The 13,357-nt window shown below is 73.8% G+C and carries 11 protein-coding genes; 1 reads left to right on the top strand and 10 read right to left on the bottom strand.

From position 1 onward, the window contains the following. Positions 1-113 precede the first annotated feature (113 nt). On the bottom strand, positions 114-1,244 hold the full coding sequence (dapC, locus tag ACMXGY_RS07375; RefSeq protein WP_483776204.1) for a succinyldiaminopimelate transaminase: 1,131 nt from the start codon (positions 1,242-1,244) through the stop codon (positions 114-116). 17 nt (positions 1,245-1,261) lie between these two features. Continuing rightward, positions 1,262-1,579, bottom strand: a complete 318-nt coding sequence (gene fdxA / locus ACMXGY_RS07370) for a ferredoxin (protein ID WP_024841122.1) — start codon at positions 1,577-1,579, stop codon at positions 1,262-1,264. A gap of 178 nt (positions 1,580-1,757) precedes the next feature. On the opposite strand from fdxA, the gene ACMXGY_RS07365 reads away from it, so the two are divergent. Further along, positions 1,758-2,048 carry a putative acetyltransferase gene (locus ACMXGY_RS07365; protein WP_483776203.1) on the top strand — a complete coding sequence of 97 codons (291 nt, stop codon included), beginning with the start codon at positions 1,758-1,760 and terminating at the stop codon, positions 2,046-2,048. 10 nt (positions 2,049-2,058) lie between these two features. Here ACMXGY_RS07365 and ACMXGY_RS07360 read toward each other — a convergent pair whose 3' ends face one another. The 8 genes from ACMXGY_RS07360 to ACMXGY_RS07325 form a co-directional block, all read right to left on the bottom strand. Continuing rightward, on the bottom strand, positions 2,059-3,045 hold the full coding sequence (locus ACMXGY_RS07360) for a prephenate dehydrogenase (RefSeq protein WP_483776202.1): 987 nt from the start codon (positions 3,043-3,045) through the stop codon (positions 2,059-2,061). Then, positions 3,042-3,998, bottom strand: coding sequence for a prephenate dehydratase (locus ACMXGY_RS07355; protein WP_483776201.1), 957 nt, complete (start codon positions 3,996-3,998; stop codon positions 3,042-3,044). Before ACMXGY_RS07355 ends, ACMXGY_RS07360 begins: the two co-directional genes overlap by 4 nt. Continuing rightward, complete coding sequence (locus tag ACMXGY_RS07350) at positions 3,995-4,924, bottom strand: ACT domain-containing protein (RefSeq protein WP_483776200.1); 930 nt, start codon at positions 4,922-4,924, stop codon at positions 3,995-3,997. The genes ACMXGY_RS07355 and ACMXGY_RS07350 overlap by 4 nt, the downstream gene beginning before the upstream one ends. Positions 4,925-4,949: 25 nt before the next feature. Continuing rightward, complete coding sequence (locus ACMXGY_RS07345; protein ID WP_483776199.1) at positions 4,950-7,796, bottom strand: VanW family protein; 2,847 nt, start codon at positions 7,794-7,796, stop codon at positions 4,950-4,952. Positions 7,797-7,889: 93 nt separating this feature from the next. Continuing rightward, positions 7,890-8,324, bottom strand: coding sequence for a hypothetical protein (locus ACMXGY_RS07340; protein ID WP_483776198.1), 435 nt, complete (start codon positions 8,322-8,324; stop codon positions 7,890-7,892). Positions 8,325-8,333: 9 nt separating this feature from the next. Continuing rightward, on the bottom strand, positions 8,334-9,368 hold the full coding sequence (locus ACMXGY_RS07335) for a PIG-L family deacetylase (RefSeq protein WP_483776197.1): 1,035 nt from the start codon (positions 9,366-9,368) through the stop codon (positions 8,334-8,336). Positions 9,369-9,381: 13 nt separating this feature from the next. Next, the gene (gene typA / locus ACMXGY_RS07330; RefSeq protein WP_483776196.1) at positions 9,382-11,292 is read right to left on the bottom strand and encodes a translational GTPase TypA; all 1,911 of its coding nucleotides are present in this window, start codon (positions 11,290-11,292) and stop codon (positions 9,382-9,384) included. Positions 11,293-11,488: 196 nt separating this feature from the next. After that, on the bottom strand, positions 11,489-13,294 hold the full coding sequence (locus tag ACMXGY_RS07325; RefSeq protein ID WP_483776195.1) for a BCCT family transporter: 1,806 nt from the start codon (positions 13,292-13,294) through the stop codon (positions 11,489-11,491). Between the last annotated feature and the right edge of the window lie 63 nt (positions 13,295-13,357).

Here is a 13,357-nt window from a genome sequence, read left to right as displayed (position 1 = left end):
CTGCTGCTCGCGCCGTTGCCGCGCGGTCGACCGTACCCCGCTTCACCCGCACGTGACCAATCCGGAACCGTCACGAGAACGCCACACGAACGTGAGGCAGGTCACGTCAGCGATCAGGCTCCGGACAGTCGAGCGGCGGCCTCGTGGACGCGTTCGTCCGTCGCGGTCAGGGCGACGCGCACGTGCCCGGCGCCCTCCGGTCCGTAGAACGCTCCTGGTCCGACCAGTATGCCGAGGTCGGCGAGGTCCGACACCGTCTGCCAGCAGTCCTGCTCGCCGCCTCCGGCGGGTCGCGACCACAGGTACAGGCCCGCCTCGGAGTGGTCGATCTCCAGTCCTGCGGCGCCGAGCGCCCCGACGAGCACCTCGCGGCGGCGCGCGTAGACGGCGCGCTGCGCGGCGACGTGCGCGTCGTCGGTGAGCGCCGCGACCATCGCCGCCTGGACCGGGGCGGGGACGATCATCCCCAGGTGCTTGCGGGTCGCGAGCAGGTCCGCGACGAGCGCCGGATCGCCCGCGACGAACGCGGCCCGGTAGCCCGCCATGCTCGACTGCTTGGAGAGCGAGTAGGTGACGAGGAGCCCGTCGTGCGAGCCGCCCGTCACGGCAGGGTCGAGCAGGCTCGGCACACCGCTCGTCGTGTACGGCTCGGCCCACGCGAGCTCGGCGTAGCACTCGTCGCTCGCCACGACCGCGCCGATCTCGCGGGCCGCGGCGACGACGCGCGCGAGGTGGGCGGCGTCGAGCACGCGCCCCGTGGGGTTGCTCGGGGAGTTGACCCACACGAGCCGGACGTCGGGACGGCCCGCCCACGCGTCGACGTCGTCCGTCGCGAGCGGGGTCGCGCCCGCGAGCCGGGCGCCGACGTCGTACGTCGGGTAGGCGGTGCGCGGGTGCACGACGACGTCGCCCGGCCCGAGGCGCAGGAGCGACGGCAGGAGGCCGACGAGCTCCTTGCTGCCCACGGTCGGGAGCACGGCGTCGGGGTCGAGACCGGGGACGCCACGGCGCCGGTCGAACCAGGCGGCCACGGCCTCGCGCAGCGCCGGGGTGCCGTGCGTCGTCGGGTAGCCGTGGGCGTCCGACGCTGCCGCGAGCGCCTCGCGCACGACGGCGGGTGTCGGGTCGACCGGCGTGCCGATCGACAGGTCCACGACGCCGCGCGGGTGTGCGCGGGCGCGCTCCGCGAGCGGGGTCAGCGTGTCCCAGGGATAGGCGAGACCGGAGAGGTCGGCGAGTCCCACGTGCGGGGTGCGGGTGCTCAGGCCTGCGGCGGGAGCGCGGCGATCATCGGGTCGTCCTTCTCGATGAGACCCATCTTCGCGGCACCGCCGGGCGAGCCGAGGTCGTCGAAGAACTCGACGTTGGCGCGGTAGTAGTCGCTCCACTCCGTCGGGACGTCGTCCTCGTAGTAGATGGCCTCGACGGGGCAGACCGGCTCGCACGCACCACAGTCGACGCACTCGTCGGGGTGGATGTACAGCGACCGCTTGCCCTCGTAGATGCAGTCGACAGGACACTCCTCGATGCACGCCTTGTCCTTGACGTCCACGCACGGCTGGGCGATCACGTAAGTCACGACCGGGTACCTTTCTGGATTCGTCCGGACCCTGCCCGGCGAGGGGCGAGGTCACGACAGGGGCATGCCCGACTAGTATCGCTCAGGTCGGGCCGGATCCGACCATCGCTGACCAGCCCGTGGACGAACGTCACACGATCCCCACCTGCCCGGACGACCACGACGAGGAGCCGACCACGTGCCTGACACCCCGTGGTCGACGTGGGCGCCGGGGACCCGGGTCGTCGTCCGGCGGCGCCTGCCCGACGACGAGGCCGCAGCCGCGGGCAAGCCGCTCACCGACGTCATCGGGGTCGTCGTGCGCACGACGCCCACCGACCTGGTCCTGCGCGAGGACGCGGGCGGGAGCGTCCCGCCGCACCGTGGCCATGGCGAGCACGACGCGCAGCCGTCGCTCGTCGTCGTCCCGCTCGACGCGATCGTCGCCGGCAAGCGCGTCCCCCCGCGGCCGCCGCGCCGACCCGCCTGACCCGCGCCGCTCAGGCGACCGCGACGGCGTCGTCCTCGACGCTCACCACGACCCGCCCACGTGCACCCGCCGCGGTGAGCGCGGTGCGCCAGGCGCCGTCGTCGTCGAGCACGACGCGCTCGGGTGCGTCGATCGACGCCGGCGCGGGACCGCGGACCGGTTCCGGGCGGTCGAAGAACTCCCCCACCGGCGCGTTGGACTCGAGCGCGCGCACGAGCTGTTCGAGGTCGCGCACGACGACGCGCAGCGCGGACGCCACCCACGCCGCGTTGTCCGTGACCATCGCCTCCGTCCGGCGCGGGTCCGTGCGCCCGACGCGCGTCGCGTCGCGAAAGCTCCCCGCGGCCAGCCCGAGCGCGACCTCCCGGACCGGCGCGTCGGCCACGACCCCGAGCAGCTCGGTCGCGAGGACGTGCGGGACGTGGCTGACGAGCGCGGTCGACTCGTCGTGCACGTCGTCGGTGAGGACGTGCACCGTCCCGCCGAGCGGACCGGTGACCAGCCGCAGGACGGTCGTGAACGCGGTGCGCGACGTCGTCGCGTCGACGGTCACCGCCCACCGTGCGCCCGACAGCATCCCGGCGTCCGACGCCTCGAACCCCGAGTGCTCCGTGCCCGCCATCGGGTGGGCGCCGACGTACCGCGCCGCGAGGCCGGCCGTGCGCACGGCGTCGCGCACCGCGCCCTTGACGCTCCCCACGTCCGTGACGACGGTCGCACCCCGCACGTGGCGCGCGAGCTCGGTCGCGACGGCACGCATGGCGCGCAGCGGCACGGCCAGCACGAGCACGTCCGGCTCGTCGGCGCACAGGTCGGCCAGGTCCGTGGCGACCCGCAGGCCCGCGGCGCACGCCGCCGCCCGCGTCGTGGCCGTCGCGTCGTACCCGGTGACGGCCACCCCGTTCTCGCGCAGGAGCCGGGCGACGGAGCCGCCGACGAGGCCGAGGCCGACGACCGCGACACTCCGTGGCCCGCGCTCGGGACGCACGACGCTCACCAGAGCAGCCCCGTCGCGAGCGCGTCCGCGTCCGACCCGGCGCCGACGCTCCCGACCGGCACGTGCGCGGCGTCGACGTCGACGTGCGCCTCGTCGGGCGTCTCGTCCAGCTCGCGGCCCGCCGGCACGACGCCGAGGGTCTTGAGCGAGTCGCCCGCGCGCACGAGGTCGTCCAGCACCGCACGCACCGGTGCGTCCCACGGGGCGCCGTCGACGGTGACGACGAACACGTAGGTTCCCGCGACGTTCTTGATCGGGCGCGTGATGAGGCTCGAGAGGTTCACCCCGCGCTCGCCGAACGAGCGCGTGATGCGCGCGAGGACGCCTGGCCCGGTGACGACGGGCGTCACCGCGAGCATCGTGCGCCACGGCGCGTCACCGCCGTCGCGGGCACGGGCGAGGATGCCCGCTGCCTCCGCCCGCGGCGCCAGGACGAGGAAGCGGGTGCGCGCGCCGGCGAAGTCCTCGACCGCCCGCTCGAAGGTGTCGAGCCCGTAGAGCTCTCCGCAGATGGTCGGCCCGAGCGCGACCTGGTGCGCCCCGGCGTCGCGGCATGCGGCGGCGTTGGACTCCGCGGGGAGCGGCCGCAGCCCCGTCCGGTCGACGAACCGCTGGCACTGCGCGAGACCGTGCGGGTGCGCGGTCACCTCGGCGAGGTCGCCGTGGTCCGGTCGCACGAACGCGTCGAACGAGATGTCGAGCACGACCTCGTCCACCGCGACGACGGACGGGCTCCCGACGATCGCGTCGAGCGACGGCACGACGTATCCCTCGACCGTGTTCTCGATCGCGACGACGCCGCGCTCGTGCCGGCCCGCAGCCACGTGGGTGAAGACCTCGGCGACGTTGGCGGACGCGACGAGGTCGAGCGCCCCCGGCTGCGTGCGCGCCCAGGTGGCCGCCGCCTGGTGCGTGAACGACCCCTGCGGCCCGAGGTACCCGACGCCGCTCACGCGCGCACGGGATCCGACGGGATGCTCGACGCCGCCACGTCTGACGACGCCACCGCCCAGCGCGGCTCGAGCGCGTCCGGGCCGGGCACGAACTCCTGGCCCGGCAGGACTGCGAGCACCCGGTACGCGACCCCGCGCTCGGCGAACCCGCCGACGAGCCCGTCCAGCGCGGAGGCGTCGGGGCACGAGAACGCCGCGAAGAAGATGTGCGGACCGGCCTGGGAGCGGTGGCTGCGCAGGTGCTGCAGGTCGATGCCGGCGTCAGCGAAGAGGCCCAGCGTCTGCTGGAGCGAGCCGCGGTGGTCGTCACGCGGACCGAACGCGAGCCACACCTGGGCGCTGCCGTCCACGTGCGGGGCGGACGGCCGCGACTCGAGCAGCCCGTACCAGACCGGGGCCCCCTCGGCGAGGCGCTCGCTGCCCGGCAGCTCGACGAAGCCGAGCGGCGCGAGCGAGGCCCGCGCAACACCGCGCTCGACGACGAGGCTCCCGTCGGAGCCCGCGAGCGCCACGCGCTCCTCGAGGGTCGTGCGGGTCGGGACGAGCCGCGGGCTGACACCCATCGTGCGCAGCACGTGCCGCCGGTCGCGCATCCCCGCCTCGTCGACCACGACGTGGCCAGCGACGTCGTGCGCACCGGCCGAGCGGCCGACCCACGCCCACTGCGCAGGCACCCCGACGGCGCCCGTGAGGACCAGCGACGGCGGGGCCGCGAGCAGGGCACGCTCGAGCTCGTGGGACGGCTGCGCGGGGTGCCCGAGGTGGACGACGGCCGACAGGCCGTCGATGCTCGCGACCGTCGACAGCGTGGCCGTCGTCGACCCGAGGTCGAGCAGCGCCTCGGCGTCGGCCGGGTCGACCCAGCCTGCGCTGCTCGCCGCGAGCAACGCCTGCGCGCCCGACTCCCGTTCGCTGCGTCCGAGCATGTGCACTCCTCGTCCCGGCCCGCGCTCAGGGAGCGCAGACCACCTCGTTGTCCGGCTTGTAGGTCCAGCGGTACGACTCGTCCTTGACGAGCTCGCCCGCGTGGTAGACCTTGCGGTAGTTCGTGATGGAGAAGCCGGGGCTGCCTGCGGGCGTGGGCTCGCAGTCCGGGCCCGTGTGGGTGACGGTCGACGGCTGCACGACGTTCGACTTGCCGCTCGCCGACGTCTCGACGTCGTAGTGCTTGGTGCTCCAGATCGCGACGTGGAGCTGGCCGCCGCCGACCCACGACTGCATGAGCACGCCGTAGGGGGTGTCGTTCTTGAACTTCATGTCGATCGAGCCCACGTAGATCGTCGCCTCGCGACCGGCCGGGTAGCGCTCGAACCAGTAGCTGTGCGGCCGGTGCTCGACGTCGTCGAGCCCCGCGAAGAACCCGGCGTTGTACGTCGTGGTCGCCATCTGCGAGAGGCCGCCGCCGACACCCTCGGTGTGCTTGCCGTTCTCCACCACTCCCGCGGCGAAGTAACCGCCCTCGAGCGTGATCGGGGACAGCGTGTCGACCAGGGAGAACGTCTCACCGGGCTTGACGAGCGTGCCGGTCACCTTGCTCGCCCCGACGCGGAGGTTCTCCGTGCGGATCGGCACGTTCGGGAGCGGTGTGGAGAACTCCGAGACCTTCTCCTTGATGCCGAGCGCCTCGAGCGCCGCGCGGGACTGCGAGGGGTCGGACTCGACGAGCTCGACGGTGGCCGTGCGCTCGTCCCCGACCGCGGCCGTCGCGACCGCCGTCGAGATCGCGGCCGGGTCGATCGTCGTGCCGGGCTCGCCGCCCTCGATCACGGGAACCCCGCCCGCGAACACGAAGTGCGCGTCGTCTGCGGCCGTGAGCAGGTCGCTCGTGCGGTCGACGACGGCGTCCACGAGCTTCTCGCCGTCGAGGCTCAGGGTCAGCGCACCGTCGGTCGCCGCGTACGACGCGGCGCTCGCGAGCGCCTCCGGCGGGAGCTCGGGCTGCTGACCGCCCACGGAGACGACGACGGGCGCGGACACGACCTTCTGCGCCTCGACGAGCGCCGCGTCCGTCTCCTCCTGCGTGATGTCCGGAGAGACGGGCTCGGTCGGCAGCGCGACCGGCCCGTCGGTGACGAGCCAGCTCGACGTGATGGTGCCGGGCACCTCGTCCGCGACCAGCGCGGTCCCGTCAGCGGCCGGCGTGCTCGTGGGCGCGCCGTCGACGAACTGGACCGTCCCGTCGACGGGCGCCGCCTCGAGGCTGCCGCGCAACGTCTCGACCTGGGCGTCGAGCGCCGCGTCGTCGACCGTGACCACGGGGGCCTCGTCCTCGCCGCCGAACAGGTGCTCCCACAGGCGCGCCGGGTTCATCGAGAAGGCCGTGAGCTCCTCCGCGGTGGCGGCGGCGTCGAACGTCAGTCCCGCGGCCGCCGGGTCGAGCGTCGTGGACGCCTCGCCCGCCGTGAGCGTGACGGGCTCCGCGGCGCGCGGGCCGAGCCGGGCCTCCAGCTCCTCCTGCGCGGCCGTGCGGGTCAGGCCGCCGACGTCGACGCCCGCGACGGTGGTGCCGCTCGGGACCTTGTCCGAGAAGAACCACTGGGCGCCGGTGTAGAGCCCGCCCACGACGAGCACGCCGATGCCGGTCCACATCAGGCCGCGGGCCCACCCGCGGCGGGGCGGGTCCTCCTCGAACCCCTCGAACGGCGACGCCTCGCGCGACTCGTCGGGCGGGACGGGACCGAACGCCCCCACGAGGTTCGGCGCGCCGGACGCCGCGGCGGCGCCGGTCGCTGCGCCAGAGGCAGGGGTCGCGGTGGTGCCGCCCGGTGCCGTGGGGGAATCCGGCGTCGCGGCGCTCGGGCGGACCGAGGTGCGCACCACCGGAGCGGGGCGCGCCCACGGGTCGACCGGCGGGATCACCTGCGTCGCGGCGGCGGGCACCTCCTCGGACGACGGCGGGACCACCGGCACGACGGCCGTCTCGTCAGCGTCGCCGCCACCCGTCGCAGGAACCGGCGCGACCTCAGGCGCGGAGGGCGCCCCCTCGGCCGGCTGCTGCTCGGCCGACGTCGGCGCGTCGGGCTGCGCCCCGGCCGGGCTCGGCTCGGCCGGCTCCGCCTCGTCCGGCTGTTCGGCGGTCGGCTGCGGCGCGGTGGCCGGTTCGGGGTCCGCCCCGGCGACGGGGACAAGGACGGCGGGGACGTCCGGGTCGAACGCGAAGACCCGCGGGACGTACGGCTCGTCGTCGTCCTCGTCCTCGTCCACGTCGTCGTCCTGCTGGGACGCGGCGGCGGACGCCGTCTCCGCGACGTCCTGCTGGTCGCTCCGGGCCGTCGCCACGGGCCCGGGCGCCGCCTCGAGCGGCTCGGTCTCGTCAGGCTCCACGCTCCCGGCCGGCTCGGCGGCCTCGACGGGCTCCGTCTCGGCCGGCTCCGCGCTCTCGGCCTGCTCGGCGGCCTCGGCCGGCTCCGCGCTCTCAGCCTGCTCGGCGGGCTCCGTCCCGGCCGGCTCCGCGCTCTCAGCCTGCTCGGCGGCCTCCACGGGCTCCACGGTCCCGGTGGGCTCGTCCTCTGCCGACTCCACCACGGCCGCGTCCTCGGTGCCGGTGGGCTCCATCGACTGGACAGGCTCGGACTCCGCCGGCCCCGCGTCGGCCGGAGCCGCGGCCTCGGTTCCGGCGGCTTCTGCGGGGGACGCCTCGCTCGCCTCCTCGGCGGACGCGGGCTCCTCGGCCGGTGCCGGAGCGGCGCTCGTCTCGAGGGTCTCGGGAGCGCTCGCCGACGCGTCGGGCGCCACCGGCGTCGTCGTGGCGTCCTGGGAGGTGTCGAGATCGGCGTCTCGCTCGGTCGGCTGACCCATCCACTGTCTCCGTGACGAAAGGCGCGCGATGTCGCGCGGTGACGAGGGGTTCGTGCGGCCGAGGGCCGCACGGCGAATTCTAGCGGGTCGGACCTACGCTTCTGGTCCGATTTGCCCGGTGGTGCGCTCGTGGAGCGCTGGGCGGACGGCGCGCTCGCTGAACCACGAGCGGGGGAGGAACGCGACCGCTGCGACGACCACCAGACCGCCGTAGATCCAGGCGTACCCGACGGGCTGGCTCGGCACGAGCACGTCACCTCCGGGGCCCTGCAACGAGAGGAGCTGCACGACGACGACCCACCCGATCCCGTACCCGAGCAGCCCCGCCATCGCGCCCCAGGCGCGGGACAGGACCCCGGCCGCGAGGACCGCGAGGAGTGCGAGGACGAAGCCGAGACCGAACCCGCCCGGGAGCACGATCCCGAGGGGGGTCGCGCGGTGCGCCACGGTGCCGACGAGACCGACGATCGCACCGATCAGCGCGCACGCCATGCCGCGGGCGACGAGCCGCCCCATCCCAGTCTCCACCGGCCCAGGCTACCGGGAGCCCGCCGCACGACCGGGGTCGAGCGGAAGAGCCCCGCGGGAGGGTGCGTAGAACTCGTGTGAAGGGACCGGGGCGAGCACGTCGTTGCTCAACGCGTACCACCCGAGGAGCGGGTGGTCCGGCCCGGCGTCCGGTGCGGCGGTCACGTGCTGGACCTGGGTCGCGTGCGCGCGCATCGCAGCGAGGAGCGCGTCGAGCACGGGCGCCACGGGCACGGCGACGACGCCGCTCAGGGAGACGTCCGGGCGGGCGAACGGCGGGAGCTCCCCGGTGGCGTCCGGGAGGACGGTGGTCTCGTCCGCGGCGACCAGCTCCTGGACGCCCTCGTACTCCGCGAGGGCGCGACGCGCGGCGCGCACGCGACCCTCCGGCGCGACCACGCACCACAGCGGGGGCACCTCCTCGCCCGCCTCCGCGAGGAGCTCCAGGGCACGGACGGTCACCTCGTGGGTGCGCACGTGGTCGGGGTGCCCGTAGCCGCCACCGGCCTCGTACGTCGCGACGACGGCGGGCCGGCGGTCCCGGACCACTGCGGCCAGGTGCGCGGCGGCCTCGTCGAGCGGGACGGCGACGAACGCCCCCGGCGCGAGGTGCGCGGCGGCACCGGCGACTCCCGGCGCTGCCCACGCCATGCCGGAGTCCTCGTACCGGGCGGGCGCGACGTCGTCGGGTACGACCTCCGGCACCGCGACGGACCGGGCTCCCGCCGGCGGGACGGTGTCGAGGAAGACGTGGTCCGTCACCCCGAGCGCGGCGAGCGCGCTCGCGAGCTCACCCTCGCGGTGCGCGGCCAGCGCGGGCCCGTCCCCCTCGAGGTGCCCGACGCCGGTCGGGTGCGCCGGGGTGTCGATCACCTCGCCCTGCTCGCCGCGCGTGCAGGTCACGACGGTGACGCGCTCCCCCGCCCGCGACCACGTCGCGAGGAGCGCGCCCGTGGCGAGCGTCTCGTCGTCGGGATGGGCGTGGACGGCGAGCAGCCCGCCGTCGGGCACGACGACGGACGGCTCGCCCGGTCCCACGCTCACCTGGGGCGCGGCGTCAGGCGCGCTTGGCGCGCGACGTCGCGCGGGCGCGCTCGGTCTGGTCGAGGAGCACCTTGCGGATGCGCACGACCTCGGGCGTGACCTCGACGCACTCGTCCTCGCGCGCGAACTCGAGCGACTCCTCGAGCGTGAGGTGGCGCGGCGGGATGAGGTTCTCGAAGTTGTCGGCCGTCGAGGACCGCATGTTCGTGAGCTTCTTCTCCTTGGTGATGTTCACGTCCATGTCCTCGTTGCGCGAGTTCTCACCGACGATCATGCCCTCGTAGACCTCCTGCGTGGGGTCGACGAAGAACGAGCCGCGCTCCTGGAGGTTGATCATTGCGAACGGCGTCACCTTGCCGGCGCGGTCCGCCACGAGCGAGCCGGTCGTGCGGGTCTCGATCTGGCCCGCCCACGGCTCGTAGCCCTCGGAGATCGACGACGCGATGCCGGTGCCGCGCGTCTCGGTGAGGAAGCGCGTGCGGAACCCGATGAGGCCGCGCGCCGGGACCATGAACTCCATGCGGATCCAGCCGGTGCCGTGGTTCGACATGGTCTCCATGCGGCCCTTGCGCTGCGCGAGGAGCTGGGTGACGGCGCCGAGGTACTCCTCCGGCACGTCGATCGTCATGCGCTCCATCGGCTCGTGCGTCTTGCCGTCGATCGTGCGGGTGACGACCTGCGGCTTGCCGACCGTGAGCTCGAAGCCCTCGCGGCGCATCTGTTCGACGAGGATCGCGAGCGCGAGCTCGCCACGGCCCTGGACCTCCCAGGCGTCGGGACGGTCGGTCGGCAGGACGCGCAGCGACACGTTGCCGACCAGCTCGGCGTCGAGGCGGTCCTTGACCTGGCGCGCCGTGACCTTGTGGCCCTTGCCGCCCTTGCCCGCGAGCGGGGACGTGTTGATCCCGATCGTCATGGAGATCGCCGGGTCGTCGACCGTGATGAGAGGCAGAGGGCGCGGGTCGTCGGGGTCGGTGAGCGTCTCGCCGATGGTGATGTCGGCGATGCCGGCGACGGCGACGATGTCGCCCGGGGCCGCGGAGTCCGTCGGGACGCGGTCGAGCGCCTTCGTCTCCAGGAGCTCGGTGATCTTCACGTTCTGCATGGTGCCGTCGTGGCGCGCCCACGCGACGACCTGGCCCTTGCGCAGGGTCCCGTTGAAGACCCGGAGGAGGGCGAGGCGGCCGAGGAACGGCGACGCGTCGAGGTTGGTGACGTGCGCCTGCAGCGGGGCACCCTCCTCGAACGTCGGGGCGGGGATCTTCTCGAGGATGGTCGAGAAGAGCGGCTCGAGGTCCTCGTTCGCCGGGAGACCGCCGTCGAGCGGCTGGTCGAGCGAGGCGCGACCGGCCTTGGCCGACGCGTAGACGACGGGGACGTCGAGGATCGCGTCGAGGTCGAGGTCGGGGACCTCGTCCGCCAGGTCGCTCGCGAGGCCGAGCAGCAGGTCGGTCGCCTCGGCGACGACCTCCGTGATGCGCGAGTCCGGCCGGTCGACCTTGTTCACGACGATGATCACGGGAAGCTTCGCCGCGAGAGCCTTGCGCAGCACGAAGCGCGTCTGCGGGAGCGGGCCCTCGCTCGCGTCGACGAGCAGCACGACGCCGTCGACCATGGACAGGCCGCGCTCGACCTCGCCGCCGAAGTCGGCGTGGCCGGGGGTGTCGATGACGTTGATGGTGATGCCGTCGGGCTCGCCCACCGCGGCCGCCGCGGGACCGGCGTAGCGGACCGCGGTGTTCTTCGCGAGGATCGTGATGCCCTTCTCGCGCTCGAGGTCACCGGAGTCCATGACGCGGTCGTCCACGTGCTGGTGCGCGCTGAAGGCGCCGGACTGGCGCAGCATGGCGTCGACGAGCGTCGTCTTGCCGTGGTCGACGTGGGCGACGATCGCCACGTTGCGCAGGTCGGAGCGCACAGACATCTACGGTTCTCATTTCGTGGGGTTCGAGGGGGACGACGGCCCGCCTGAGGCCGGGCCTCGCCCGTGAGGGGAGGTCCGTCGGCGCTCGGGCCGTCTCCCGGGCAGGGCTATCCTACCGGGTCGACGCGAACGCCTCCATGACGCACGTCACCCACCACGTGCTCGACGCCGGGTCCGCACGTCCCGGACACCACCGTCACGACGGCGGCGGCTCCTTGCGGCCACGTCGCACGAGGGGCCTCCAGCGGTCGGGGCGGTCGGGGTACAGCTCCTCCCACTGCTCCGAGATCGACTCCGTGACCCGGCTGGTCACGTGCTCGGTCAGGACGGCGCGCGCCTGCCGCCGCTCCGCGCGCAGGAGTGCCGCGTGCTCGGCTCGCAGCGCCCGCACGGTGGAGACCGCCATACCGATCATCACCACGGAGAACGGCAGCGCGATGAGGATCGCCGCGGTCTGCAGGGCCTGCAGCCCGCCGGCGAGCAGCAGCGCGATGGCGAGGAGCCCCTGGAGGGACGCCCAGAAGATGCGGCTCCACGTCGGCGGGTTCGGGTTCCCCCCGCTCGCAAGCATGTCGACCACGAGGGAGCCGGAGTCCGCCGACGTCACGAAGAAGATGACGATCAGGAGGATCCCGACGACGGAGAGGACAGCGGGGAACGGCAGGCCGCCGAGCAGCTGGAAGAGCGCCGTGTCGGTGTCGACCTCACCGTCGACGAGCATGCTGCCCGGATCGGTGAGCTCGCGGTACAGGGCCGTGCCGCCCAGGACCGAGAACCAGAGGGTCGTGACGATCGTCGGCACGAGCAGCGTCCCCAGCACGAACTCGCGCACCGAGCGCCCGCGCGAGATGCGGGCGATGAAGACGCCGACGAACGGCGCCCAGGAGATCCACCAGCCCCAGTAGAAGATCGTCCACGACGACTGCCACTCGAGCCCCGCCTGGCCCTGGAAGGCCGTGGTGTCGAAAGTCAGGCGGACGATGTTCTGCAGGTAGTACCCGAGCGACTGCACCCACTCGCGCAGCACGAAGAGCGTCGGACCCAGGATCAGGACGACGACGAGCAGCACGCCCGCGAGGACCATGTTGCCGTTCGACAACCACTTGATGCCCTTGCCGAGCCCGGACACGACGGACATCGTCGCCAGCGCCGTGATCGCCGCGATGAGGCCGATCTCGAGCGCCGTGCTCGGCTCGACGACGTCGAGGTACCCGAGGCCGGCCGCGATCTGGAGGACGCCGAAGCCGAGCGACGTCGCGACGCCGAAGACCGTGCCGATGACCGCGACGACGTCGATGGCGTCGCCCAGGCGTCCGCGGACCCGGTCGCCGAGAAGGGGCTCGAGCGCCCAGCGGATGGACACCGGGCGACCCTTGCGGTGGATCGAGTAGGCGAGGGCGAGCCCCGCGACGACGTAGATCGCCCAGGCATGGATGCCCCAGTGCAGGTAGCTCTGGCCCATCGCTGCCTGCGCGAGCTGGGCGTCGCTGCCCTCCACACCCGGCTTGGGGTTCACGTAGTGCGACAGGGGTTCGGCGACGCCCCAGTAGACCAGCCCGATGCCCATGCCGGTCGCGAAGAGCATCGCGAACCAGACCGGGAGCCGGAAGAGCGGCTCGTCCTCGTCCTTGCCGAGGACGATGTCGCCGAACCGGCTGAGCCCCATCCAGAGGGAGAAGACGACGAACGCCGCGACGACGATCACGTAGTACCACCCGAACACGCCGATCACGTCGCGCTGCAGGGTGTTCATCACCGCCGTCACGGTGTCCGTGAAGAGCACCGCCAGCAGCACGAACACGAGGATGATCCCCGCCGCCGGGTAGAAGACCCGAGGGTCCGGCCGACCCGTGCGCGGCCCTTCGTGGTCCTCCGCGGCCCGTCGTGCCGGCGATACCGCGGTCTGCCCGGAGGGTGGCCCAGCGGTGTCCCCGACGCCGTGAGCGACGGGCGCGTCCGCGCCGGTCCCTGGGTCGTCGGCTCCGTCGTCCGCGCGGGTCATGACACCCAGGCTTGCCGTGCGGACGTCCTCCGGCAACCGGAACGCCGCGGGGCGACCACCGTC

The organism is Cellulosimicrobium sp. G4 BAM 1002, assembly GCF_057126935.1.
Note: the sequence above shows the minus strand (reverse complement) of the source record. Positions and strands in the feature narration are given on the sequence as shown.